Annotated in this window: 24 protein-coding genes; 18 read left to right on the top strand and 6 right to left on the bottom strand. The window is 64.4% G+C overall.

Features of this window, described 5'->3' with window-relative positions; genetic code table 11:
- Window positions 1-9: 9 nt before the first annotated feature.
- Both HOP03_04390 and HOP03_04385 read right to left on the bottom strand, forming a co-directional pair.
- A complete protein-coding gene (locus HOP03_04390; GenBank protein NOT87403.1) occupies window positions 10-699 on the bottom strand; it encodes a hypothetical protein in 690 nt (229 codons plus the stop codon).
- 25 nt (window positions 700-724) lie between these two features.
- Window positions 725-1,243, bottom strand: a complete 519-nt coding sequence (locus tag HOP03_04385) for an RNA polymerase sigma factor (GenBank protein ID NOT87402.1) — start codon at window positions 1,241-1,243, stop codon at window positions 725-727.
- 136 nt (window positions 1,244-1,379) lie between these two features.
- On the opposite strand from HOP03_04385, the gene HOP03_04380 reads away from it, so the two are divergent.
- The 5 genes from HOP03_04380 to HOP03_04360 all read left to right on the top strand — a co-directional run bounded on the left by HOP03_04380 (window position 1,380) and on the right by HOP03_04360 (window position 6,075).
- On the top strand, window positions 1,380-2,543 hold the full coding sequence (locus HOP03_04380) for a class I SAM-dependent methyltransferase (GenBank protein NOT87401.1): 1,164 nt from the start codon (window positions 1,380-1,382) through the stop codon (window positions 2,541-2,543).
- Window positions 2,540-3,280, top strand: a complete 741-nt coding sequence (locus HOP03_04375; GenBank protein NOT87400.1) for a pseudouridine synthase — start codon at window positions 2,540-2,542, stop codon at window positions 3,278-3,280. The genes HOP03_04380 and HOP03_04375 overlap by 4 nt, the downstream gene beginning before the upstream one ends.
- A gap of 121 nt (window positions 3,281-3,401) precedes the next feature.
- Window positions 3,402-4,319: a hypothetical protein gene (locus tag HOP03_04370; GenBank protein NOT87399.1), complete on the top strand. Its 918-nt coding sequence runs from the start codon at window positions 3,402-3,404 to the stop codon at window positions 4,317-4,319.
- A 297-nt stretch (window positions 4,320-4,616) separates the two neighbouring features.
- Window positions 4,617-5,585: a type IV secretion system protein gene (locus HOP03_04365; protein NOT87398.1), complete on the top strand. Its 969-nt coding sequence runs from the start codon at window positions 4,617-4,619 to the stop codon at window positions 5,583-5,585.
- A 49-nt stretch (window positions 5,586-5,634) separates the two neighbouring features.
- Window positions 5,635-6,075, top strand: a complete 441-nt coding sequence (locus tag HOP03_04360) for a DUF4189 domain-containing protein (GenBank protein ID NOT87397.1) — start codon at window positions 5,635-5,637, stop codon at window positions 6,073-6,075.
- A gap of 269 nt (window positions 6,076-6,344) precedes the next feature.
- Here HOP03_04360 and HOP03_04355 read toward each other — a convergent pair whose 3' ends face one another.
- The 4 genes from HOP03_04355 to HOP03_04340 all read right to left on the bottom strand — a co-directional run bounded on the left by HOP03_04355 (window position 6,345) and on the right by HOP03_04340 (window position 9,777).
- The gene (locus HOP03_04355) at window positions 6,345-6,947 is read right to left on the bottom strand and encodes a DUF1415 domain-containing protein (protein NOT87396.1); all 603 of its coding nucleotides are present in this window, start codon (window positions 6,945-6,947) and stop codon (window positions 6,345-6,347) included.
- A gap of 4 nt (window positions 6,948-6,951) precedes the next feature.
- On the bottom strand, window positions 6,952-7,434 hold the full coding sequence (locus HOP03_04350) for a YajQ family cyclic di-GMP-binding protein (GenBank protein ID NOT87395.1): 483 nt from the start codon (window positions 7,432-7,434) through the stop codon (window positions 6,952-6,954).
- A 76-nt stretch (window positions 7,435-7,510) separates the two neighbouring features.
- Window positions 7,511-8,560 (bottom strand): OmpA family protein, encoded by a 1,050-nt coding sequence (locus tag HOP03_04345; protein NOT87394.1) that lies wholly within the window; start codon window positions 8,558-8,560, stop codon window positions 7,511-7,513.
- A 137-nt stretch (window positions 8,561-8,697) separates the two neighbouring features.
- A complete protein-coding gene (locus tag HOP03_04340) occupies window positions 8,698-9,777 on the bottom strand; it encodes an OmpA family protein (GenBank protein ID NOT87393.1) in 1,080 nt (359 codons plus the stop codon).
- 196 nt (window positions 9,778-9,973) lie between these two features.
- On the opposite strand from HOP03_04340, the gene HOP03_04335 reads away from it, so the two are divergent.
- The 13 genes from HOP03_04335 to atpG all read left to right on the top strand — a co-directional run bounded on the left by HOP03_04335 (window position 9,974) and on the right by atpG (window position 22,800).
- Window positions 9,974-10,816 (top strand): DMT family transporter, encoded by an 843-nt coding sequence (locus tag HOP03_04335; protein ID NOT87392.1) that lies wholly within the window; start codon window positions 9,974-9,976, stop codon window positions 10,814-10,816.
- A gap of 83 nt (window positions 10,817-10,899) precedes the next feature.
- Entirely contained in the window at window positions 10,900-11,781 is an 882-nt protein-coding gene (locus tag HOP03_04330; protein NOT87391.1) for a hypothetical protein, read from the top strand.
- Window positions 11,782-11,890: 109 nt separating this feature from the next.
- Window positions 11,891-12,754 (top strand): hypothetical protein, encoded by an 864-nt coding sequence (locus HOP03_04325; GenBank protein NOT87390.1) that lies wholly within the window; start codon window positions 11,891-11,893, stop codon window positions 12,752-12,754.
- 336 nt (window positions 12,755-13,090) lie between these two features.
- Window positions 13,091-14,434 (top strand): dihydrolipoyllysine-residue acetyltransferase, encoded by a 1,344-nt coding sequence (aceF, locus tag HOP03_04320; protein NOT87389.1) that lies wholly within the window; start codon window positions 13,091-13,093, stop codon window positions 14,432-14,434.
- Window positions 14,435-14,558: 124 nt separating this feature from the next.
- Window positions 14,559-16,334, top strand: coding sequence for a dihydrolipoyl dehydrogenase (lpdA, locus tag HOP03_04315; protein ID NOT87388.1), 1,776 nt, complete (start codon window positions 14,559-14,561; stop codon window positions 16,332-16,334).
- Window positions 16,335-16,363: 29 nt separating this feature from the next.
- The gene (locus HOP03_04310) at window positions 16,364-17,056 is read left to right on the top strand and encodes an aspartate/glutamate racemase family protein (protein ID NOT87387.1); all 693 of its coding nucleotides are present in this window, start codon (window positions 16,364-16,366) and stop codon (window positions 17,054-17,056) included.
- Between the two features lie 394 nt (window positions 17,057-17,450).
- Window positions 17,451-17,828, top strand: coding sequence for a hypothetical protein (locus tag HOP03_04305; protein NOT87386.1), 378 nt, complete (start codon window positions 17,451-17,453; stop codon window positions 17,826-17,828).
- 80 nt (window positions 17,829-17,908) lie between these two features.
- Entirely contained in the window at window positions 17,909-18,733 is an 825-nt protein-coding gene (atpB, locus tag HOP03_04300; protein NOT87385.1) for a F0F1 ATP synthase subunit A, read from the top strand.
- 55 nt (window positions 18,734-18,788) lie between these two features.
- The gene (gene atpE / locus HOP03_04295) at window positions 18,789-19,064 is read left to right on the top strand and encodes a F0F1 ATP synthase subunit C (protein NOT87384.1); all 276 of its coding nucleotides are present in this window, start codon (window positions 18,789-18,791) and stop codon (window positions 19,062-19,064) included.
- Window positions 19,065-19,173: 109 nt separating this feature from the next.
- Window positions 19,174-19,644 (top strand): F0F1 ATP synthase subunit B, encoded by a 471-nt coding sequence (locus HOP03_04290; GenBank protein ID NOT87383.1) that lies wholly within the window; start codon window positions 19,174-19,176, stop codon window positions 19,642-19,644.
- Window positions 19,645-19,660: 16 nt separating this feature from the next.
- Window positions 19,661-20,218 carry a F0F1 ATP synthase subunit delta gene (locus HOP03_04285; protein ID NOT87382.1) on the top strand — a complete coding sequence of 186 codons (558 nt, stop codon included), beginning with the start codon at window positions 19,661-19,663 and terminating at the stop codon, window positions 20,216-20,218.
- 64 nt (window positions 20,219-20,282) lie between these two features.
- A complete protein-coding gene (gene atpA, locus HOP03_04280; protein ID NOT87381.1) occupies window positions 20,283-21,833 on the top strand; it encodes a F0F1 ATP synthase subunit alpha in 1,551 nt (516 codons plus the stop codon).
- A 103-nt stretch (window positions 21,834-21,936) separates the two neighbouring features.
- Window positions 21,937-22,800, top strand: coding sequence for a F0F1 ATP synthase subunit gamma (gene atpG / locus HOP03_04275; protein NOT87380.1), 864 nt, complete (start codon window positions 21,937-21,939; stop codon window positions 22,798-22,800).
- Window positions 22,801-22,860: the final 60 nt, after the last annotated feature.

The following is a 22,860-nucleotide window of genomic DNA, read 5'->3' as shown; positions in this document are numbered from 1 at the left end:
TTGCTGGTTCTATTCGTTTTGGTAGGCCCTCAACGCATCCAGTTCGGCCTGCGCCTTGCGCAGACTGCCGCCCGCAGCATCGTCTTCGAGCTTCCGGCCAAACGCGGCGCGGCTGGGATGCCGCGACCAGCGATGGAAGACCCAGGTCGCGAAAAGACCGAGCACGCCCACGCCGAGGCTGATGTTCAACCAGTTCGCGAGCGGCGACGACGCGCGGGCGACGGCGTAGATGTCGATGCCGGTCGCCGACATCGCCAAGGTCATGATGAAAGGTACCCACATCACCCACCACGGCAGACCCACCCACATGCCGCCGAGAAGATACTGCTTGCGCAGTTTCGCCAGCCTGCGCTGCAGCTCGAGCACCGGCGCGGCGTGATCGATGCCGGCGATTCCCCCGCAGACGATGCCGCCCGCGATGATGGTGGCGACGCCGTAGACATGCATCACGATGCCGGCGATCAGCAGATGCGGCACGTCGCGATGCGAGGCCCACACATCGACGCCGATCAGCACCATCCACGCGCCGAACAGGATCTGGACGATCTGACCGATGAGCAGCGGTCGCAGGCTGGACTTCATCTTGTCGATGCGCTTGTCGCGGAGCAGTTGGAATTGCATGGCGTTCTGCTGCTGCAGGCGCTTGTCGAGGGTCTGCCAGGCCTGCTTGAGTTCGTCGAGTTCCATGGTGGTATCCATCGTATGTGTGTGTTCTTGAGTAAGTTCAGTCGAATGCGGGATCCGCCAACTGCTGGCGGATGCGCTGTTTGAGCCGGTTGAGCTTGGTCGCGACATTGCTTTCGCTGATGCCGATGACCTCGGCGATTTCGCGCTGGCTGCGGTCTTCCAGCCACAGCAGCAGCAGCGCGCGATCGATCGGCGATTGACGATCGATCACCGCGTACAGCGCCCGCAGCTGTTGATCGGTCTCGTGCTGCGCGCTGCCGTCGTCGACCGCGAAGCCGGGATGGGTGTCCTGATGGTCTTCGAGCGGCACCGCAGGCGCGCGACCGCTGTTGCTGCGCACCTGCGAGATCGCGACGTTGAGCGCGATCCGGTACATCCAGGTCGAAAACGGCCGCGCGGCGTCGTAGCCGGGAAACGCGCGCCATAGTTGGGCCGCGATCTCCTGCGCCAGATCCTGGCGGTCGTCGGGGTGACGGCAATAAGTGGCCGCCACCTTGAAGACGATCCCGCGATGCTGGTCGAGCAGGGCGGCGAAGCGGGTTTGCGGCGAATCCATGGTGTCGGCGGTCGCGATCACGGGCGGGAATCTCGGGAGGATGCTCACATGATTCGCAGCGGTGCGGTAAAGATCACAGCACTGACATAAAATGCCCGGATGACATATTCCCCGCTTTGCCGCCGAGGCCGCCGCAATGACTGCTGACCGCCGCGACCCCGCGCTCGAAACCCTGTTCCTGCCTTTCGAAACCGGCCTGCTGGCATGGCCCGCAGCAGGCGGTGCGCCGGCTCCGCACGTTTTGTTCATGCGTGCCCGCGACGGCTGGCCGCTGCGCCAGCAGCCGCGTCCGGGGTTGATCTGCGAACAGAGTTTCAAGCCGGATGCCGAGGCGCTGCAGCGGTCGGGCTGGACGGTCGGCGATGTCGAAGACGGGGATGCCGACGTCCGCTATCCCCTGGTGCTGGTCCTGCCGCCGCGTCAGCGCGACGAGGCCCGCGCGCTGTTCGCGCAGGCACTGCAGCGCTGCGCGCCGGACGGCATCGTCGTGGCCTGCATCGCCAACGACGAAGGCGCCAAATCCGGCGAAGGCGATTTCAAGCGGCTGTGCGGGCTCGACGGCAATCTCTCGAAGCACCACTGCCGCGTGTTCTGGTCGCGACGCGACGATGCGAGGATCGATGCGGCCCTGCTCGCCGAATGGTCGACGCTGGATGCGGCGCGCCCGATCCTCGGCGGACACTTCATGAGCCGGCCCGGCGTGTTCGCATGGGATCGCATCGATCCGGCATCGCAGCTGCTGGCCGAACATCTGCCTGCGGATCTGCGCGGCCGTGCCGCCGACCTCGGCGCCGGTTACGGCTATCTGTCCGCCGAACTGCTGCAGCGCTGCCCGGGCATCGTATCGCTGGATGTGTACGAAGCCGAAGCGCGCGCGCTCGATCTGGCGAAGCGCAATCTTGCCGATGCGGCTGCGCGGCTGCCGCTGCGTTTCCTCTGGCAGGACGTGGCGTCTGGATTGTCCGAGCAGTACGACGTGATCGTCACCAATCCGCCGTTCCATGCCCAGCAGGGCGCCGCGCGTCCCGATATCGGCCGCGCGTTCATCGCGGCTGCGGCTGCGGCGCTGGTGCCCGGCGGACGCCTGTGGCTGGTCGCGAACCGCAACCTGCCCTACGAACTGGAGCTTGACGCCAATTTCGGCAGCGTGCGCATCGTCACCCAGCAGCAGGGGTTCAAGATCATCGAAGCGATCAAGGGCGCCGCGGCGACGCCGCAGCCCGCGACGCCGGCATCCGCGCGCAAGCGTCGCGCACCCAGTCGCGCCGCTGAAGCGCGCGCATGGCGCGGCGGCGCATGAAACTGCTGAAGCTCATCGCGAATCTCGGCTATGGCAGTCGCAAACAGGTGACCGTGCTGTTCCGCGAAGGCCGCATCACCAATGCCGAAGGCGAAGTGCTGTACACCGACGACGAACTCGGCGTGCATGCGACGCACGAGACGATCCGTGTCGACGGCGAGCCACTGGACCCGCCGCAGGGGTTGCTGCTCATGCTGCACAAGCCGTCCGGCCATGTCTGTTCGACCAAGGACAAGGGCCGACTGATCTACGATCTGCTGCCGCCGCGTTTCCGTCTGCGCGATCCGGTGTTGTCCAGCGTCGGCCGGCTCGATCGCGACACCAGCGGCCTGCTGCTGATGACAGACGACGGCGCGCTGTTGCACCGGATCATTTCGCCGAAGTCGGCATTGCCGAAAGTCTACGAAGCCACGCTCGCGCATCCGCTGCGCGGCGACGAGGCCGCGCTGTTCGCCAGCGGTACGCTGATGCTGGAATCCGAACAGAAGCCGCTGCTGCCCGCCGAGTTGGAAGTGCTGTCGCCGCAGCACGCGCGCCTGACCCTGCACGAAGGCCGCTATCACCAGGCGCGACGGATGTTCGCGGCCGTCGGCAACCACATCGAGGCGCTGCATCGCGTGTCTGTGGGCGGCGCGACGCTGGGCGATCTTCCTTCCGGAGAGTGGCGTGCGCTGGGCAAGCAGGACATCGATCGTCTATTCGATGCGACGGTCTGGAATGCCGCGTCCGCCGGATGATCGATAAAGGCGATCGACAGCAAGAGTCGATAGTAAGAATCAATCGCGATGGGGTGCGCTATCGGCCCGGTCTTGTACAACCTCGAACAATGATGCCAGTGGAAAATAACGCCATTTTCACTTGACTTTGCAATATCGATGGCGTTCTCTATGGCCATTGCGATGTCTCGACCACGACGGTAGCTGGCATGTATCGTCGGCAGACGAATTTTTCATGAACCGCACAGCAAGGAAGTATCCCATGCACTCAGGGAAACCGTCTCACGCCCGCGCCGACAATTCCCTGAAGCGTCTGCCATTCCTGAAAAAAACAGCGATCGTCGGCGCGCTGATGTGCGCATTGGCGTCCGGCAATGCGTCCGCCATTTTCGGAGTCGGCGACGTCGTGATCGATCCGACCGCGATCGCCAAGCAGGTCGCGGAATTCGCGGAACAGGCGAAACGCTGGGAAGCGACCGCCAGGCAATACAAGCAACAGCTCATCAGCCTGGGCGGATTGAGCTTCAATCCCGCCAAGCTCAGTTCGGAAAAAGACAGCCTCCCCTATGTCGATCCGGAATACGGTCTGGAGGATGCGTGCCGCAAAAAAAGCGGCGACGGCCCATTGGGAGTCATCTCCAATCTTTTCAAGCCGGATTCCAACCAGGAAATCCTGGATCAACAGTTGGAAATCTGCAAACGCATCGTTCGCGCCGAGAATCTCAAATACAACGAAACAGTGCGCTTCCTCAGGAACCTGCGCGATCGGCAGGACGAGCTGAAAACGCTCGACGATCGTCGCGCCAGCGTCGGCAGCGAGCAGGGGAAATTGCAGGCCTTGAGTTACGACATCGAGCGGTACCACCAGAACACCAAGATGGATCTGGACAATTGGCAGGCGATGATCGTGGCGTACGACAGCTATATCGCTCAATTGAACAAATACCAGCAACGTCTGGCCAATCGTGCACTGAACGGAAAGCAGCCGGATATGCTCAGTGGAGTGGTTCAGGGCCTGGTGCTGAAAAAAGTGCTCGACGAGCGGAAAAACGCGAATTGATCGTCGTCGACTGGAGCGGGCGATCGGCGCACCGCTCAAACGCGCTGCATCATTAGGCCAATACCCATGGATAGTAACGTGCCTGCGGTGATCGTTGATGGCATGCAGTGGCTGGTGGGTCTGCTTGGGTGGCTTGACCCGATGCGCGGCGCGCTGGCGGCGGGCCCCATCGACGATCTTGGAAATCTTTTCTTCTTCTACGAGATAAAAGAGTTCGTCAATTACCGGATCGATCGGTTCCTGGAGGGGCTGCTGGGCCGCACGATGTCGTTGGCCGGCGCGGTCGCTTTGTCTCTGATGACGTTGTGGATACTTTTCAAGGGTTTTCGCATCCTGTCCGGCAAGAGCCAGGAATCGATGATGGCCCTGGTGATGGACTCGCTGCGCGCAGCTTTGATCGTGGCGGCGGCGACCACCATGGCGGCCGGCGGTTCTTCGATCGTCAAAGTCATGTCCGATGACATGATGAACGCCATCTACCATACCGTCACCGGGAACCCCACGGACAACCCCTACGGCGCGATCGACAAAAGCCTCGGCTACATGCAACTGGCGATGCTGAGCATCGATGCGCTGCAGGTCAGCGGCGACGAAACCATCGCCGCGGCGAAATCCCGCGCCCAGCTTTTCACCGGGGTCGGCATCGCCGGACCCGCGCTGGTCGGCGGAACGCTGCTGATGTTGAACCGGATCGCGATGGCGCTGTTCGTGGGGCTGGGGCCGATTTTCATTCTCTGCCTGCTGTTCGACGGGACCAAGGCGCTTTTCAATAAATGGCTGTTGTTCGGTATCGGGACCATGTTCTCGCTGGGCGTTCTGAGCGTGATGGTCAGTCTTGCGCTGGATGTGGTGCTGGCCGTGGCGGCATCGTTCTGGGTCGGCAATTTCCTGGGCACCAACACCGAGGGCATCAGCAGCATGGCCCTCCAGCAGGGCGGCCTGGGCTTGGTGATGACCATGCTGATCGTGACCGTACCGCCGATGGCGGCATCGTTTTTCCAAGGAACGCTGGGAAATTTCTCGTATCATTCTGCGTTCGGAGGGAGCTCTTCGACACGACACCAGCAGATGCACTCGCAGCAATCGAGTCAGACAAGCCATCATGCTGCGCCTTCTAACCCCGGCGCGCAGCCGGATAATGGCCACAAGAACATGCCTGTGCAGTCTATGCCAGCCCAGCAATTGAAGCATGTCAATGCGCCGGCGGACATTTCCAACGCCGAAAAGATCAAATCCGAATCGAAGCGAACGAGAGCGGATGTCTGATATGGCAAGAGCGGCCCCGACAACAAGCGTGGCGATCTGGCTCATGGTCATGACCGGCGCCGCCTACGCGCAGTTCGCGCCACCCTCGGGAGGCTGCCCGCAAGGCATGCACATCGAAGGTTTTTCCTGTGTCTACGACACGATGGCGCCCGAGCCGGGGGCCGGCCCGCAGTGGCTCGACAGCTGGGGGGCTATCGCTGACGGGAATGGCGTCTTCGGCACGGCCCAGTCGATGCAGACAAAGCGGAAAGCCGAGAAGGCCGCCCTGCGGGCTTGCAAAGAAAATGGCGGTGATCGCTATTGCAAGATCGCCATGGTGTATCGCAACCAATGCGTCGTGTACGCGATGAGCGAAGCCTACGATGTCGGCATCGCCAGTTCAGAGGCTATTTCGCAGGCGGAGTCGCGTGCGCTCGAAATCTGCGGAAAATCCAGTGCGGAGTGTCGGGTTCGTTATTCGGCCTGTAGTTTGCCGGTACAGGTTCGCTGACGATACGCGGCAATTTTGGGTGCGTACGAGACGCTTTTTTGAAAAAAACCATTGAGACACCTCGCAGCATCACCCATTTCCTGCGTCTGCGCCAGGGTTGATGCATGTCCCGTCCACGCGGAATTCGAGTCCGTCGCTGGAAAGAACGCCCCTTCTCCGGAAACGCCCCGGGTCATTCGTGGTCGGCGCTGGATTGCGACGAAATCAATGCTGCACTGTTGCCATGCCGTGAAGGCAGATGGCATCACGTCCAAGTGAAAGACGCGTCGCTACTGTGCTTCGATTCGATGCATTGTGTCGAAATCGCTGTTTGATTGCAGAAGCTTGCGGAACCCTTCGATACCCAGTCCGGCCATCGTATCGAGATTGCGCTCCACGATGACGTCGGCTTCCGGATACGCGGCGATGGCCTTGTCGAGGCTCGCTTCGCGCAGCAGATGCAGCGTGGGGTAGGGCGCACGATTGGTGCAGTTGCCCGGGTCGTCGGCGTCGGTGTCCGCGAACCGGTAATCGGGGTGGAAACTGGCGACCTGCAGCGTGCCGTCGAGTTCCAGCGCTTCGACCAGCGCATCGACGCGGTCGAGGAAATCGTTGTAGTCGAGGAAATCGGTCAGCACCTGCGGATGCACGAGCAGCGTGGTGTCGGTCTGGTCGGCAGGCGTGTCTCGCAGGCGCAGCAGTTCTTCGGCGAGCTCTTCGAGCAGGTCTTCCGCCAGTTCGGCGTCGCTCAGCACGAAGCGCACCTGATGTTTGACGTACACGGCCTTGGCGAACGGGCAGAGATTCAGGCCGATCACCGCGCGCTCCAGCCAGCGGCGGGTGGCGGCGAGCTCGACAGGCTCGCTTTCGCCGGGTTCGAGCCGGTCGTTCATCGACTCAGTCGCGGAAATTGTCGAACTGCAGCGGACGTTCGAATTCCATGCCGCGCAGCAGCGCCATGGCGGCCTGCAGATCGTCGCGCTTCTTGCCGTTGACGCGAAGTTTGTCGCCGTTGATCTGGGTATCGACCTTCAGCTTCGCATCCTTGAGCGCAGCCTGGATTTTCTTCGCCAGTTCGCGTTCGATGCCCTGTTGCACCTTGATCTTCTGGCGTACGCCGGCGAGATTGGTGTCGATGTCGCCAGCGTCGAGGCAGCGGGCGTCGATCTTCCGCGCGATCATCCGCAGCCTCAGGATGTCCTGCATCTGCTGCAGCTGGAATTCGCTGGGCGCGGTGAGGGCGACGGTGCCGTCTTCGAGGGCGAATGTCGCATCCACGCCCTTGAAATCGAAGCGTGTGGTCAGTTCGCGACTGGCCTGATCGACCGCGTTGGTCAGTTCATGCAGGTCGACTTCGGAGACGATATCGAAAGAGGGCATGGCGGCAGGGTTCAGTGGCGTGGTTGGCGGCGGGGTGCGCAGGTTAACCGATGCCGCCTGCGTCGTGCGCGGGATGTCATTGCTTCACCAACTCCACGCGCCGGTTCTTGGCGCGGCCGGCTTCGGTGCCGTTGTCGGCCACCGGCTGGCCCTGCCCGAAGCCCTTGGACTGCAGGCGTGAAGGATCGATGCCGAGACCGATCAGCGCGCCCAGCACGCTGCGCGCGCGTGCAGTCGACAGCTCCTGGTTGTGCGCGGCCATGCCGTTGTTGTCGGTGTGGCCTTCGATCGACAGCTTCAGCGCCGGATCGGCGTTGAGCAGTTTGTTGATCTCTTCGAGCAGGGGCTGGGCGTCCGGGCGCAAGGTCGCCTTGTCGACATCGAAGTTGATGTGCAGCGCGACCCGCCCGTGGGCGTCGATGGCTTTTTTCATCGCAGAAGCGTCGAGGAAACCGACCGATTGCTTCATGCCTTCGCGTTGCAGCACCACGATGTAGCCGTGCAGCGGAATCGCGCCGGTGCTGACCTGCACCCAGTATTCCTTGTTGCCCTGGCGGAGCAGATAGGTGTTGTTGTCGCAGTCGATGCCCGCGCAGGTGCCGTGGTAATGCCTGTCCAGGAGTTCGCGCCCGCCGAAGGCATCGACGACCTCATCGGTGTATGCGGTCTTGCTGACCTTCACGCCGCCGAGCGCGAGGATCGCATTCTCGTAGTTGCGTTGGAACGCGATCGCGGTGTAGCGCCGCAGGTCGGTGGCGTCCAGCGAATACATGCTGCGCGCGACCTTGCCTTCGACCGCGACGATCTTGTTGCCCGCGATCATGTGTTCGCGATCGAAGCCGACATTGCGGTCCTGTTCGCCGAGGACGCTCACCTGGCCATCGGGTGCCTTGAAGAACGGGAAAGGCGGCAGCGTGGCGGTGCTTTCCGGCACGGTGGCGGGATCGAAATCGGGTTGTTTCGGCGGCGGGACATCCGCCGGCCCGGGGGCGGGGGTTTCGGTGGCCGATCCCGATCCCGCGCCTTTGGTGGCGGAGCCGCTGCGGTCGCAGGCGGCCAGGCACAGCGCGACCAGCGAGGACAGGCAGAGCAGGCGCAGGAGGGTGCGGGTGGCGTTCGGCGACATGGCGATTCCTCGTGCAGAGGGATGCAAGCTTGCACTAAAACGTCGAAATCGACATCCCGCAGCGATGCGGGCCGCACGCTGTCAGCGGGTGCCGGGCCCCGGCAACGCTGGTCGAAGGGTTCCCCATCCGTCACGCATCACAGCTTCACCAGCTCCACGCGGCGGTTCTTGGCCCGGCCGTCATCGCTGGTGTTGTCGGCCAGCGGTTTGTCCTGGCCGAACCCCTTGGATTGAAGCCGTGCGGGATCGATGCCCAAGCCGACCAATGCGCCGAGCACGCTGCGCGCGCGCGCGGTCGACAGCTCCTGGTTGTGAGCGGCCGTGCCGGTGTTGTCGGTGTGGCCTTCGATCGACAGCTTCAATGCCGGGTCGCCGCTCAGCAGCTTCTGGATCTCGGCGACCACCGGCTGCGCGTCGGCGCGCAGGGTCGCTTTGTCCACATCGAAATTGATGTACAGCGCGACCCGGCCATCGGCGTCGATCGCCTTTTTCATCGCCGAGGCGTCGAGGAAGCCGAGCGACTGTTTCATGCCTTCGCGTTCAAGCACGGTGACGTAACCGTGCAGTGGGCCAGCGCCGGTGCTCACCTGCACCCAGTATTCCTTGCCGCCCTGGCGGATCAGGTAAGTATGGTTTTCGCAGTCGTAGTCGCCGGGGCAGATGCCGTAGAAATGCTTGCGGACCTTGTCGTATCCACCGAACGCCTCGACGACCGGATTGGTGTACTGGGTCTGGCTGATGCGCACGCCGCCGAGGTCGCGGATCGCGTTCTCGTAGTTGCGATGGAATTCGATCGCACTGTATTGACGCTGTTCCGGATTGGCGAGCGGGAACTGGTCGCGGGCGATCCTGCCTTCGATGGCGACGATCCTGTCGCCGGCGATCATGTGCGCGCGATCGAAATTGATGTTGCGGTCCTTGTCCGAGAATGTGGTGATCAGGCCGTCGGGGGTCTTGAAGAACGGGAACGGCGGCAAGGTCGCGGTGCTTTCCGGCACGCTGGCGGGGTCGAATACGGCCGCTGCAGGCGGGGCGGTTTCGACGGTTCCGGCGGGCGCGGCAGGCGGCGCTACGGGCGCGGCTTCGACGACCTGCGGGGATTCCGCTGGAGCGGCGGCGGTCCGGGCATCGCTGCCGCCACGATCGCAGGCGGTCATGGACAACGCGCCGAGCATCAGGCAGAGCAGGCGCAGGGTGCGGCTGGCGTTCGGCGACATGGCGGATACCCAATGGTGGTGACGGAGGAAAGTGACATCAGATACGCGAAAAACGGCGCCCGCAGGTCACTCCGGTGAAACATCGTGTCGCACCGGGATGCTGGCGCTGAATGCCGACTGCCTTCATCCTGCAGGCATGACTTCCCCTCATCCCAACGGGCCCGCTGGCGCGCATCGCTGGCGCGCAGCCCTGTTCATGCTTGCTGCGGTCGGTCTGTTCGCAATGATGGATGCCGGCTTGAAATTGCTGTCCGGGCACTATCCGCCGATGCAGGTGGCGGCGCTTCGCGGCGGTGCCTCGCTGCCGTTCGTCCTGACCTGGGTATTGGCGACGGTGGGCGCGCGCAGTCTGTTCCGGGTGCGTTGGCGGCTGCATCTGCTGCGCGCCGTGCTCGGCATCCTGATGATGGCGCCCTTCGTCTACGCCCTGCGCACCTTGCCGCTGTCCACCGCCTACACCATTTTCTTCATCGCGCCGTTGCTGATCACCGCGCTGTCGGTGCCGATCCTGGGCGAACGGGTCGGCCCGCGACGCTGGACCGCGATCGCGGTCGGTTTCCTCGGCGTCATGGTGGTGCTGCGCCCCACCGGCGAAGGCATCGGCAGTCTGGCCGGGCTGGCGGTGCTGCTGGCGGCGTTCGGCTATGCGGTTTCCGCGATCACGGTGCGGGTGCTGGCCCGGACCGACAGCAGTCAGGCGATCGTGGTTTGGCTGCTGGTATCGATGGCGCTGGGCGCCGGTCTGCTGGCATTGCCGCAGTGGGTGCCGATCCGCAGCGCGGATCTGTGGCTGATCGCGGGCGTGGGCATCGCCGGTGCGCTCGGGCAATACACCATCACCGAGGCGTTCCGCCAGGGCGAGGCGTCGTTGATCGCGCCGCTGGAATACAGCGCCCTGCTCTGGGGCGTGCTGCTGGATTTCAGCCTCTGGGGCGTGTTGCCCGATGGCATGACCTGGGTCGGCGCGGCCATCATCGTGCTCAGCGGCCTGTATCTGCTGCGGCGCGAGCGGGTCCATCTGGAGGCCGAGCACCCCTGATCCGCCACGCTGCCGTTGTCCTCTGGGGCGCAGGTCCTGCGTTCTGCTCGGGTTGTCACCCCACCCTCACGGAGCCCCGCCCCATGCAACGCAAGCACATCCTCGGTTTGAGTCTGGCGGTCGCCGCCCTCGCATCGGTCGCCGCCTATGCGCAGAAGAGCATCTTCCTGCGCGACGACGCGATCCGCGGCGTGTCCGCCGATCTCCCGGTGACCGCCCAACAGCGCGTGCCGAGCCAGCGCGCGAGCCAGCCCGGCGCACAGACGACCGCCAAGCGCGCACCGATCACGGCGAAGCTCGCCGACCCGATCTATCCGGTGACCGAGGACGAGGTCTATGACGTCGACAGCTTCGGCCGCTACGTGAAGTGGCTGGGATTGACCAGCGCCTTCATCAACGTGCAGTCCGGCTGCCCCAAGCCGACCACACCGGACGAGTACTGCCAGGAATTGAACACGACCCCGGGCGCCTACACCTCGTTCACGTTCAACGACGCCGCGCGCATCAAGCTGCCGAAGGGCGCTTCGAATTCGATCCTGTGCTACTGGTTCTCGCCGGTGCTCACCGTGAATTACAGCAACCCGACCGCCGCCCGCGTGATCGGCCGTTTCCGGTACACCCCGACCTTGACCATCGAAAATCCGGTGTTGTCCGATCCATCGCTGATCGATCCGACGACCGGTGCGCCGTTCGGCGGCCAGCTGCTGACATCGATGACGTCTTCGGAACGTTTCGAGGAGTCGCTCGAGCCCGGCGTCACCCTCAACGAACGGACCCGCGATTCCACCGTCTGCATGGCCGGTTTCATCAGCCACAAATCGCTGATCCTGAACTACGGCCTGACTCCGTCCCAGGCGGACGACTTCTTCGCCAGCCCGACCACGGTGCGCATGAACATCAGCGGCAGCACCCAGTACGTCGGCAACGCTTCGATGGTCTTCGGCCTGCGTATCGTCGGCGATTGATCCGTCGCCGCAGCGACGCCCCCGGTCGCCGACGCGGCCGGGGCTGTCCTGTCCATGCGGCCGACCGCGTTGTGATCGGGTACCCGCCAACCTCCCGGAGCGCAACGCCATGCATCGCAAGCACGTCCTCGCATTGAGTCTCGCCGCCGCCGCACTGGCCTCGGTCGCGGTCTTCGCCCAGAAAGGCGGCACATCGAAGCACGACATCATCGAAGCGGTGTCGCCGGATCTGCCCGCCGCCCAATCCAGGCAGGCCGCCGCGCAGCGGAAATCCATGGCGACGACCCCCAGCGCGGGCGTCGCCAAGGCGGCTGCAGCGCCGAGCGAAGAGGACGTCTACGACGTCGACTCCTTCAAGCGCAACGTGATCTGGCTGGGTCTGGCCAGCGCGTTCATCAATCTCAGCGACACCTGCCCCACCGATCCGACCAATCCGGACGAACTGTGCCAGGTGCTGGCGCCTGCGCCGGCCTTCACCAGCTTCAATTTCGAGGACGCCGCGCACATCACCCTGCCCGGCAAGTCCGCGAATTCGCTGCTGTGCTATTGGTTCTCGCCGGTGTTGAACGTCAACTACGCCAACTTCGGCGCCACGCCCACCTACGGCCGCCTGCGTTACACCCCGACGCTGACCATCGAGAACCCGGTGCTCGACGATCCGGCGCTGATCGACCCGACCACCGGCGCACCATTCGGCGGCCAGTTCCTGACCAGCATGACCGCGAGCGAGAGCTTCGTGGTGCCGTTGAACCCGGGTACCAACTTCACCGAGCGCACCCGCGACTCCGCCGTGTGCATGGCGGGCTTCGTGTCGAAGCGGGCGTTGATCGAAAGCTACGGCTTGACCAATGCGCAGGCCAAGGAATTCTTCAAACAGCCGACGACGATCCGCCTCAACGTATCGGGTTCGGCACAGAACGTCGGTTTCGCATCGATGGTCTTCGGCCTGCGCGTGGTGGGCGACGAGCGCTGATCCTGCCAAGCAAGCCCTGCTGAGCAAACCCTGCCAAGCGAACCCTGCGAGGCCGACCCGGCCCCGCCCATGAGAGAACAGTCGCGAAGCCCGGCCAGATGCCGGGCTTCGTCGTTGTTCCCGGACAGGCTGCCGTGCCGAAGCGATTCGGTGCGCCAGCATCGCCGTCCGCAGGCGTATGGCGCGGGTGCCGCGCGCTTGAATACGTTTTCCCCACCACCCGCAGCCGGGAGACGCGTCAGCGCGTACTTGCGTGGTTGGCGCGCGGGCCATCCCCGGCCACAATAGCCCGATGCCTCCGCCGCCCGGCGCAGGCGCGACCACCAAGGCCCGCACATGACAGATATGAAGGAAGCCCTCGTTCCCGACATCGGCGATTTCACCGGTATCCCGGTGATCGAGATTCTGGTCGCCGTGGGCGACACCGTCGCCAAGGATCAGGGGCTGGTGACGCTGGAGTCGGACAAGGCGACGATGGAAGTGCCCGCGCCGTTCGCCGGCACGGTCCGCGAACTCAAGGTCAAACTCGGCGACAACGTGTCCGAAGGCAGCGTGGTCGCGATCATCGAAGCTGCCGATGCTGCAGCTCCCGTCGCAGCGACACCCGCACCGGCACCTGCTGCGCCGTCTCCTGCCGCCGCCGCACCGCCTGCCGCAGCGCCGCCTGCCCCCGCACCTGCTGCTGCAGCCGCCCCGAGCGCCCCGATGGGCGCGGGCCTGCCGCCGGTGCGCTTCGAGGCCGATGCCGTTCTGCCCGACAAAGTGCCGTACGCCAGTCCCGCCGTTCGCCTGTTCGCGCGCGAGCTCGGCGTCGATCTGGCCCGCGTCGCCGGCAGCGCCCGCGCCGGCCGCATCAGCAGGGAAGACGTGCAGCAGTTCGTCAAATCCGCGCTGCAGGGCGGCGCTGTTTCGGGCGGGGCTTCAGCGGCGATGGGCGGAGGATTGAACCTGCTTCCCTGGCCGAAAGTCGACTTCGCGAAATTCGGCGAGATCGAAACCCGCGAGCTGTCGCGGATCAAGAAAATCTCCGGCGCCAACCTCGCCCGCAACTGGGCGATGATCCCGCACGTCACCCAGCACGACGATGCCGACATCACCGATCTGGAAGACCTGCGCGTCGCCCTGAACAAAGAGAACGAAAAGGCGGGCATCAAGTTGACGATGCTCGCGTTCCTGATGAAAGCGGTCGTCTCGGCGATGCAGAAGTATCCCGACTTCAACGCATCGCTCGACGCCGATGGCGGCACGCTGGTGCTGAAGAAATATTTCCACATCGGCTTCGCCGCCGACACGCCGAACGGCCTCGTGGTGCCGGTGGTGCGCGACGTCGACAGGAAGGGCGTGATCCAGATCGCGCAGGAAACCGGCGAGCTCGCGAAGAAGGCCCGCGACGGCAAACTCGGGCCGGCGGAGATGAGCGGCGGCTGCTTCTCGATCAGCTCGCTCGGCGGCATCGGCGGTACCGGCTTCACGCCGATCGTGAATGCGCCGGAAGTCGCGATCCTCGGCGTGTCGAAATCGGCGATCAAACCGGTGTGGGACGGCAAGCAGTTCGCGCCGCGCCTGATCCTGCCGCTGTCGCTGTCCTACGATCATCGCGTGATCGACGGCGCCTCCGCTGCGCGCTTCACCGCATATCTCGGTCAGGTGTTGGCCGATATGCGCCGCGTGCTGCTGTAGGGTGGGCCCCTGGCCCACCGTCCTTTGATCCGAACAAGATCCGTGGGCCAAAGGCTCACTCACAGGGTGAGCCAAGGGCTCACTCAAATGGTGGGCCAGGGCCCACCCTACGGAAAACTTTTCGATGACGAACAGCATTGAAGTGAAAGTCCCCGACATCGGCGACTTCGACAAGATCCCGGTGATCGAGATCCTGGTCGCCGTCGGCGATACCGTGGTGAAGGACCAGGGCCTGGTCACGCTGGAATCCGACAAGGCGACGATGGAAGTGCCGTCGTCCGCAGCGGGCGTGGTGAAAGAAATCAAGGTGAAACTGGGCGATGGCGTGTCCGAGGGCAGCGTGATCGCCATCGTCGAAACCGCCGCCGTATCGCCTCTCCCGCTTGCGGGAGAGGTCGTCGCGCACAGCGCGGCGGGTGAGGGCGCTTCGGCCAAAAGCCCCTCACCCCAACCCTCTCCCGCGGGCGGGAGAGGGAGCGAAAAAGCCGACATCGAATGCCGCATGCTCGTGCTCGGCGCCGGCCCCGGCGGCTACACCGCTGCGTTCCGCAGCGCCGATCTCGGCCTCGACACCGTGCTGGTCGAACGCTACGCCGCGCTCGGCGGCGTCTGCCTCAACGTGGGCTGCATTCCGTCGAAGGCGCTGCTGCATGCGGCCAACGTGATCGACGAAGCCGCGCACGCGAAGGATTACGGGATCGACTTCGGCGCGCCGAAGATCGGCCTCGATGCGCTGCGCGGCTACAAGGAAAAAGTCGTCGGCCAGCTCACCAAGGGGCTCGCCGGCATGTCCAAGCAGCGCAAGGTGCGGGTGGTGCAGGGCACGGGGCGGTTCGTATCGCCGAACGAGATCGAAGTGCAGGGCGACGCAGGCACGCAGTTGATCCGCTTCGAGCAGTGCATCATCGCCGCCGGTTCGCAGCCGGTGAAATTGCCCGCGTTCCCGTGGGGCGACCCGCGGGTGATGGATTCGACCGACGCGCTCGAATTGAAAGACATTCCGAAGACGCTGCTGGTCGTCGGCGGCGGCATCATCGGACTGGAAATGGCGACGGTCTATCGTGCGCTCGGCAGCGCCGTGACCGTGGTCGAATTCATGGACCAGATCATGCCCGGCGCCGACACCGACCTGATCAAGCCGCTCGCCGATCGCCTGAAGAAGCAGGGCGTCGCGATCCATCTGAAAACGAAAGTGACCGAGGCCAAGGCGACCAAGGCCGGCATCGTCTGCGGCTTCGATGGCGCCAGTCTTCCGGCGAGCGATACCTACGATCGCGTACTCGTCGCTGTCGGTCGCGTACCGAACGGCAACAAGCTCGACGCCGGCAAGGCGGGCGTCGCGGTGACCGAGCGCGGCTTCATCAACGTCGACCGGCAGATGCGCACCAACGTGCCGCACATCTTCGCGATCGGCGACATCATCGGCCAGCCGATGCTCGCGCACAAAGCCACGCACGAAGGCAAGCTCGCAGCGGAAGTCGCGGCCGGCGAAAAGAAAGAGTGGGTGGCGCGGGTGATTCCCTCGGTGGCCTATACCGATCCGGAAATCGCCTGGGTCGGCATTACCGAAACCGAAGCGAAAGCCAAGGGATTGAAGATCGGTGTCGGCAAATTCCCATGGGCCGCGTCGGGCCGCGCCATCGGCATCGGCCGTACCGAAGGCTTCACGAAGCTGATCTTCGACGAGGCGAGCCATCGCATCGTCGGCGCCGGCATCGTCGGCGTGCATGCGGGCGATCTGATCGCCGAAGTCGGCCTCGCGATCGAAATGGGCTGCGAAGTCGCCGATATCGGCCACACCATCCATCCGCATCCCACGCTCAGCGAATCGGTGGGCATGGCGGCGGAAGTGTTCGAAGGCACGATTACCGATCTTTACCTGCCCAAGAAGGCCAAGTAGGCGGAGTCGTACATTCCGAAGGAGAAGTGATGCGCACGCTGGGCCTGATCGGCGGCATGAGTTGGGAATCGACCATTCCCTACTACCGCATCATCAACGAGCGCGTGCGCGACGAGCTCGGCGGCCTGCACTCGGCGAAGCTGGTGTTGCACAGCGTCGACTTCGCCGAAATCGAAGCGCTGCAGCATGCCGGCGATTGGCACGCCGCCGGGACGTTGTTGGCCGGGGCCGCGCTTGGGCTGCGCATGGCGGGCGCCGAGGCGATCGTGGTCTGCACCAACACCATGCATCTCGTCGCGCCTGCCATCGAGGCTGCGGTCGACATTCCTCTGTTGCACATTGCCGATGCCACGGCAAAGCGAATCCATGCCGCAGGGCTCGCGTGCGTGGCCTTGCTCGGCACCCGCTTCACGATGGAACAGGGTTTCTACCGCGAACGTATCGAAGCCGCCGGGATCGCGGTGCTGACGCCCGATCCCGAGCAGCGCGAGCGCGTGCATCGGGTGATCTACGACGAATTGTGTCTCGGTCGCACGCTCGATGCGTCTCGCCACGAATACCGCGCGATCATGTCGGATCTGGTCGCGCGCGGCGCGCAGGGCGTGATCCTCGGCTGCACCGAGATCGGGTTGTTGGTGGGCGCGGGGGATGCGGATGTGCCGTTGTTCGATACCACCCGTATCCATGCCCAAGCCGCTGCGGAGTGGGCGCTGGCGGGCTGACCCTGTCGCACGGACAAGACGAAGCCCCGGCTTGGGGCCGGGGCTCCGGTTGCCTGCACTACAGCCGCCGAGGGTCGACGAAGGAGAGTCGTGCAGGACGGGATGACAGACTGCAGCCGGCGACGGAAGTTCCTGCGGGCGTTGCCGGCAGCATCGCCCCGCAATGCACCGGACAACCACTTCTTTGCCGCGGAAAGCGCGTTTTCAGGCGGGAAAAGACTTGAAAAACAATTGGTTGGCCCCAACAGCCAAGGCCAAGGGCCGACCATCGTCGAGGTTGCTCCGGAAAACTGCGGACTGCTATACTTTTGCGGCTTCGCGGGGCGGTTTTCGATCACAAGCATGTCTTGGGACCGGCCGCCCCGACGCTTCTGCCACTACCTCCGGATGCCGCGTGCTGAATTCTGTCGCTGCGGGCCGTCGGCTGGCGCGACGTACGGTGCTGATGCAGGCCGTCGCCACGCTGCTCGCCGCACTGCTCTGCCTGTCGTTCGGAGCGCAAGCCGCGCTCGGTGGGCTGGTCGGAGGCGCCGCGATGACCCTGGGCAGCGGTCTGGCCGCCTGGGGTGCGTTCTCGGGGGGCGTGGTCGGCGCGGAAGCCGCGTTCGGCCGACTGCTGCTGGGGTTGGCGGCGAAATGGATCGTGGTGATCGCGGGGCTGTTGCTCGCGATCGCCGTCTGGAAACTGCCGGCGCCGCCGGTGCTCGCCGGAGCGGCCATGGCCGCGGCGGCGTTGTTGTTCACCGCGAGAGATGGACTGCGCCGAGGGTAGGCGTGTCCGGGTCGACCGGGTCGTTGGATTGATCGTCGCGAACATCCTCGCGACGGAACCGTGGATTTGAGGGCGACAGCGTGAGTGCCGAAAAAAGCAGTGGCGGACTGACTGAATACATCGTCCATCACTTGAGTCATAACAAGATCGATGTGGCCGGTTACGGCTTCCATCTCGATTCCTGGGTGATTTCGCTGGCGCTCGGCCTGCTCGCCTGCGCCCTGCTGTGGTCGCAGGCGCGCAAGGCCACTTCCGGCGTCCCGTCCAAGGGCCAGGCTTTCGTCGAGCTGCTGGTCGAATTCGTCGACGGCCAGGTCAAGGATGCGTTCCACGGCGACCGCCGTTTCATTGCGCCGCTGGCGCTGACCATCTTCGTCTGGGTCGTGTTCATGAACACGATGGACCTGCTGCCGCTGGACCTGCCGGGCTGGATCATCGCCAAGGTCGCCGGCGAGGAAACCGCCCACCACACCTTCCTCCGCGTGGTCCCGACCGCCGACGTCAACACCACCTTCGGCATGTCGATCACCGTGTTCCTGATGATCATCTACTACTCGATCAAGGCGAAGGGCGGCTGGGGTTTCACCAAGGAACTGTTCACCGCGCCGTTCCACGGCCACGGTGTGATGGCCATCATCCTGGCCCCGTTCAATCTCTTCCTCAATCTCGTCGAGTACCTGTCCAAGCCGGTCAGCCTCGGCATGCGACTGTTCGGCAACATGTACGCGGGCGAGCTGCTGTTCATGCTGATCGCAGGTCTGTTCGCGTCGTGGGCCACCTTCGTGCCGGGCGTGTTCGTCCACGCCGGCTGGGCGATCTTCCACATCCTGATCATCCTGCTGCAGGCCTTCATCTTCATGGTGCTCACCGTCGTCTATCTGGCGATGGCGCACGAGCACCACTGAGTTTCCGTTTCATCCTTTCCGACTCATCCTTTCATCCAGCAATCCGGAGTTCATCATGGAATTCATCGCCAACGTCCAGGGCTTCACCGCCATCGCCATCGGCCTCATCGTCGGTCTCGGCGCGCTCGGCGCCGCGCTCGGCATCGGCATCATGGGTTCGAAGTTCCTCGAATCCGCCGCCCGTCAGCCGGAGCTCGTGCCGATGCTGTCCGGCCGCATGTTCCTGCTCGCCGGCCTGATCGACGCGGCGTTCCTGATCGGCGTCGGCGTGGCCATGATGTTCGCGTTCGCGAACCCGCTGCTCGCCGCGCTGCAGCAGGTCGCCGGCTGATCGGCATGGGTGCGGCCCGCAAGAGCGGCCCGCACCATCGTTCGCGCATGCCCCGGCTCGACGCCGAGGCTTGCGCCGATTCGCAGGACACGCTTCCTCAGGGCACGTCATGAATCCGAATATCACCTTGCTGGGCCAGATGATCTCGTTCGCGATCCTCATCTGGTTCACCGTCAAGTTCATCTGGCCGCCGTTGATGAAGGCGATCGAAGAGCGTCAGCAGAAGATCGCTGAAGGCCTCGCCGCAGCCGACAACGCGCAGAAAAACCTCGCCCAGGCCGAGGAAAAGGTCAACGAAGAGCTGAAGCTCGCCCGCACCAAGGCCAACGAGATCATCGATCAGGCCCACCAGCGCGCGAACCAGATCGTCGATCAGGCCAAGAACGACGCCGTCGCCGAAGCCAACCGGCAGAAAGCGCTGGCCGAGGCCGACATCGCCGCCGCCGCCAATCGCGCCAAGGAAGATCTGCGCAAGCAGGTGTCCGCGCTGGCCGTGAGCGGTGCCGAAAAGCTGCTGAAGCGCGAAATCGATGCCAACGCCCACAAGGCGCTGATCGACGAACTCGCCGCCCAGCTCTGACCGGACGAATCGACCGATGAGCCAGGCTCTTACCCTCGCACGCCCTTACGCCCGCGCCGCTTATGCGATCGCGCGCGACAACGGCGCCGCGTCGCAGTGGTCCGATGCGCTCGGTTTCGCCGCGCGCGTCGCCGCCGATCCGCGCGTGCAGTCGCTGCTCGGCCATCCGCAGCTCGGTCGCGGCGACGCGGTCGCGCTGCTGTCGCCGCCGGTCGCAGGCAACACGGCCGCGCCGGATCTGTTCGGCAACGATCTGTTCGGCAATTTCCTCGCGCTGCTGGCTGACAACCGTCGCCTGCCGCTGCTGCCGGAGATCGCCGGACTGTTCGAAGAGCTGCGCGCCGACGCCGAACGCATCGTCAAGGCCCGGATCACGTCCGCGACCACGCTGCCGGCCGCCGAACTCGAGAGCATCAGGATCGCGCTGAAGCGTCGCTTCGGCCGCGATGTCGAACTCACGACGGCGGTCGACGAGAGCCTGATCGGCGGCGCGGTGATCGACGCCGGCGACGTGGTCATCGACGGTTCGCTGAAGAGCAAGCTTTCGCGTCTGCAGTCCGCGCTCGCCAACTGACGTGCCTGCCTAACCACACGCATTCATTTCACGCTGGCGGTCACGCCGGCACAAGGGAACCACCATGGCTACCACCCAGCTCAACCCGTCCGAAATCAGCGAACTGATCAAGACCCGCATCGAGAAGGTCAAGCTCTCCGCTGAATCGCGCAACGAAGGTACCGTCACCTCGGTGTCCGACGGCATCGTGCGCATCCACGGCCTGGCCGACGTCATGCAGGGCGAAATGATCGAACTGCCCAACAATACGACCGCGCTGGCGCTGAACCTCGAGCGCGACTCGGTCGGCGCCGTGGTCCTCGGCGACTACAAGACCCTGCGCGAAGGCGATACCGCCAAGACCACCGGCCGCATCCTCGAAGTGCCGACCGGCCCGGAATTGCTGGGTCGCGTCGTCAACGCGCTGGGCGAAGCCATCGACGGCAAGGGCCCGATCGAAGCCAAGACCTCCTCGCCGGTGGAAGCCATCGCCCCGGGCGTCATCTGGCGCAAGTCGGTGTCGCAGCCGGTGCAGACCGGCTACAAGTCGGTCGACGCGATGATCCCGATCGGCCGCGGCCAGCGCGAACTGATCATCGGCGACCGCCAGACCGGCAAGACCGCGCTCGCGATCGACGCGATCATCAACCAGAAGCATTCCGGCATCAAATGCATCTACGTGGCGATCGGCCAGAAGAACTCGACCATCTCCAACATCGTGCGCAAGCTCGAATCCAACGGCGCGATGGCCTACACCACGGTCGTCGCCGCTTCCGCGTCCGAATCGGCCGCGATGCAGTACATCGCCGCCTACTCCGGCTGCACCATGGGCGAATACTTCCGCGATCGCGGCGAAGACGCGCTGATCATCTACGACGATCTGTCCAAGCAGGCCGTGGCCTACCGCCAGATCTCGCTCTTGCTGCGCCGCCCGCCGGGCCGCGAAGCGTATCCCGGCGACGTGTTCTATCTGCACAGCCGCCTGCTCGAACGCGCCGCGCGCGTGTCCGAGGACTACGTCGAGAAGTTCACCAATGGCGCGGTGAAGGGCAAGACCGGTTCGCTGACCGCGCTGCCGATCATCGAAACCCAGGCCGGCGACGTGTCTGCGTTCGTGCCGACCAACGTGATCTCGATCACCGACGGCCAGATCTTCCTCGAAACCGATCTGTTCAACGCCGGTATCCGTCCGGCCGTGAACGCCGGCATCTCGGTCTCGCGCGTCGGTGGCGCTGCGCAGACCAAGATCATGAAGAAGCTGTCGGGCGGCATCCGTATCGCGCTCGCCCAGTACCGCGAGTTGGCTGCGTTCGCGCAGTTCGCCTCGGACCTCGACGAAGCCACCCGCAAGCAGCTGGAACGCGGTCAGCGCGTCACCGAGCTGATGAAGCAGAAGCAGTACGCCCCGATGTCGGTCGCCGAGCAGTCGCTGTCGATCTACGCCGTGGACAAGGGCTACATGGACGAAGTGCCGGTGAACAAGATCGGCGCGTTCGAGGACGCCCTGCACGCCCATTTCCTCAACACCAAGGGCGATGTGCTGGCCAAGATCAACGAAGCGGGCGACTGGAACGACGAACTCGAAGCGGCGTTCAAGGCCGGCATCGAAGAGTTCGTGAAGACCGGTTCCTGGTAAGCGTTCGTAGGGTGGGCCCCTGGCCCACCGCTGCGGCGGACCGAGAGGTCGAAACGGCGAAGTCACGATGGTGGGCCAGGGCCCACCCTACGGGAAGAAAGAGATGGCAGGCGGCAGAGAAATCAAAACCAAGATCAAGTCGGTGCAGAACACCCGCAAGGTGACGCGCGCACTGGAAATGGTCTCGGCTTCCAAGATCCGCAAGGCGCAGGACCGCATGAAGGCCTCGCGCCCGTACGCGCGCGCCATGAAACAGGTCATCGGCCACCTCGCGCAGGCGAACTCCGAGTTCCACCATCCGTATCTGGTGGAGCGCAAGGACATCAAGCGCGTCGGTTACGTCATCGTGTCCTCCGACCGCGGTCTCGCCGGCGGCCTCAACAACAACCTGTTCCGCAAGTTGCTCGGCGAAATCCGCAACTGGCAGCAGCAGGGCGTCGAAGTCGACGTGGTCACCATCGGCCAGAAGGCCACGGTGTTCTTCCGTCGCATCAAGGTCGACATGCTCGCCTCGGTGACGCATCTGGGCGACACCCCGCACGTGGACCAGCTGGTCGGCGTGATCAAGGTGATGCTGGATGCGTACAGCAGCGGCAAGGTCGACCGCGTGTTCATGGTCTACAACGACTTCGTCAACACCATGACCCAGCGCGCGGCGTTCGATCAGCTGCTGCCGCTGCCGCCGTCCGACACCGCCGTCGCCCATCACGACTGGGACTACATCTACGAACCCGATGCGCAGGCCGTGCTGGAGCACGTGCTCACGCGCTACATCGAGTCGCTGGTGTACCAGGCGGTGATGGAGAACGTGGCGTCCGAACACGCGGCGCGCATGGTGGCGATGAAGGCCGCCAGCGACAACGCGACCAAGATGATCGACAGCCTGAACCTGATCTACAACAAGGCGCGTCAGGCGGCGATCACCCAGGAAATTTCCGAAATCGTCGGCGGCGCCGCGGCGGTCTGACCCATATTCCTGTAGGAGCGACGGAAGTCGCGACGCACTCCGCGAACCGGTCGCGACTTC

The sequence above is a fragment of the Lysobacter sp. genome (genome assembly GCA_013141175.1).
GTDB lineage: Bacteria > Pseudomonadota > Gammaproteobacteria > Xanthomonadales > Xanthomonadaceae > Lysobacter_I.
This window is presented reverse-complemented; position numbering and strand designations above follow the sequence as displayed.

What these genes read in the sequence shown, in the direction of transcription:
- HOP03_04390 (NOT87403.1), bottom strand. Translation starts at nt 699, where the DNA reads ATGGATACCACCATGGAACTCGACGAACTCAAGCAGGCCTGGCAGACC.
- HOP03_04385 (NOT87402.1), bottom strand. Translation starts at nt 1,243, where the DNA reads ATGGATTCGCCGCAAACCCGCTTCGCCGCCCTGCTCGACCAGCATCGC.
- HOP03_04380 (NOT87401.1), top strand. Translation starts at nt 1,380, where the DNA reads ATGACTGCTGACCGCCGCGACCCCGCGCTCGAAACCCTGTTCCTGCCT.
- HOP03_04375 (NOT87400.1), top strand. Translation starts at nt 2,540, where the DNA reads ATGAAACTGCTGAAGCTCATCGCGAATCTCGGCTATGGCAGTCGCAAA.
- HOP03_04365 (NOT87398.1), top strand. Translation starts at nt 4,617, where the DNA reads ATGACGTTGTGGATACTTTTCAAGGGTTTTCGCATCCTGTCCGGCAAG.
- HOP03_04360 (NOT87397.1), top strand. Translation starts at nt 5,635, where the DNA reads ATGACCGGCGCCGCCTACGCGCAGTTCGCGCCACCCTCGGGAGGCTGC.
- HOP03_04355 (NOT87396.1), bottom strand. Translation starts at nt 6,947, where the DNA reads ATGAACGACCGGCTCGAACCCGGCGAAAGCGAGCCTGTCGAGCTCGCC.
- HOP03_04350 (NOT87395.1), bottom strand. Translation starts at nt 7,434, where the DNA reads ATGCCCTCTTTCGATATCGTCTCCGAAGTCGACCTGCATGAACTGACC.
- HOP03_04345 (NOT87394.1), bottom strand. Translation starts at nt 8,560, where the DNA reads ATGTCGCCGAACGCCACCCGCACCCTCCTGCGCCTGCTCTGCCTGTCC.
- HOP03_04340 (NOT87393.1), bottom strand. Translation starts at nt 9,777, where the DNA reads ATGTCGCCGAACGCCAGCCGCACCCTGCGCCTGCTCTGCCTGATGCTC.
- HOP03_04335 (NOT87392.1), top strand. Translation starts at nt 9,974, where the DNA reads ATGCTTGCTGCGGTCGGTCTGTTCGCAATGATGGATGCCGGCTTGAAA.
- HOP03_04330 (NOT87391.1), top strand. Translation starts at nt 10,900, where the DNA reads ATGCAACGCAAGCACATCCTCGGTTTGAGTCTGGCGGTCGCCGCCCTC.
- HOP03_04325 (NOT87390.1), top strand. Translation starts at nt 11,891, where the DNA reads ATGCATCGCAAGCACGTCCTCGCATTGAGTCTCGCCGCCGCCGCACTG.
- aceF (NOT87389.1), top strand. Translation starts at nt 13,091, where the DNA reads ATGACAGATATGAAGGAAGCCCTCGTTCCCGACATCGGCGATTTCACC.
- lpdA (NOT87388.1), top strand. Translation starts at nt 14,559, where the DNA reads ATGACGAACAGCATTGAAGTGAAAGTCCCCGACATCGGCGACTTCGAC.
- HOP03_04310 (NOT87387.1), top strand. Translation starts at nt 16,364, where the DNA reads ATGCGCACGCTGGGCCTGATCGGCGGCATGAGTTGGGAATCGACCATT.
- atpE (NOT87384.1), top strand. Translation starts at nt 18,789, where the DNA reads ATGGAATTCATCGCCAACGTCCAGGGCTTCACCGCCATCGCCATCGGC.
- HOP03_04290 (NOT87383.1), top strand. Translation starts at nt 19,174, where the DNA reads ATGAATCCGAATATCACCTTGCTGGGCCAGATGATCTCGTTCGCGATC.
- HOP03_04285 (NOT87382.1), top strand. Translation starts at nt 19,661, where the DNA reads ATGAGCCAGGCTCTTACCCTCGCACGCCCTTACGCCCGCGCCGCTTAT.
- atpA (NOT87381.1), top strand. Translation starts at nt 20,283, where the DNA reads ATGGCTACCACCCAGCTCAACCCGTCCGAAATCAGCGAACTGATCAAG.
- atpG (NOT87380.1), top strand. Translation starts at nt 21,937, where the DNA reads ATGGCAGGCGGCAGAGAAATCAAAACCAAGATCAAGTCGGTGCAGAAC.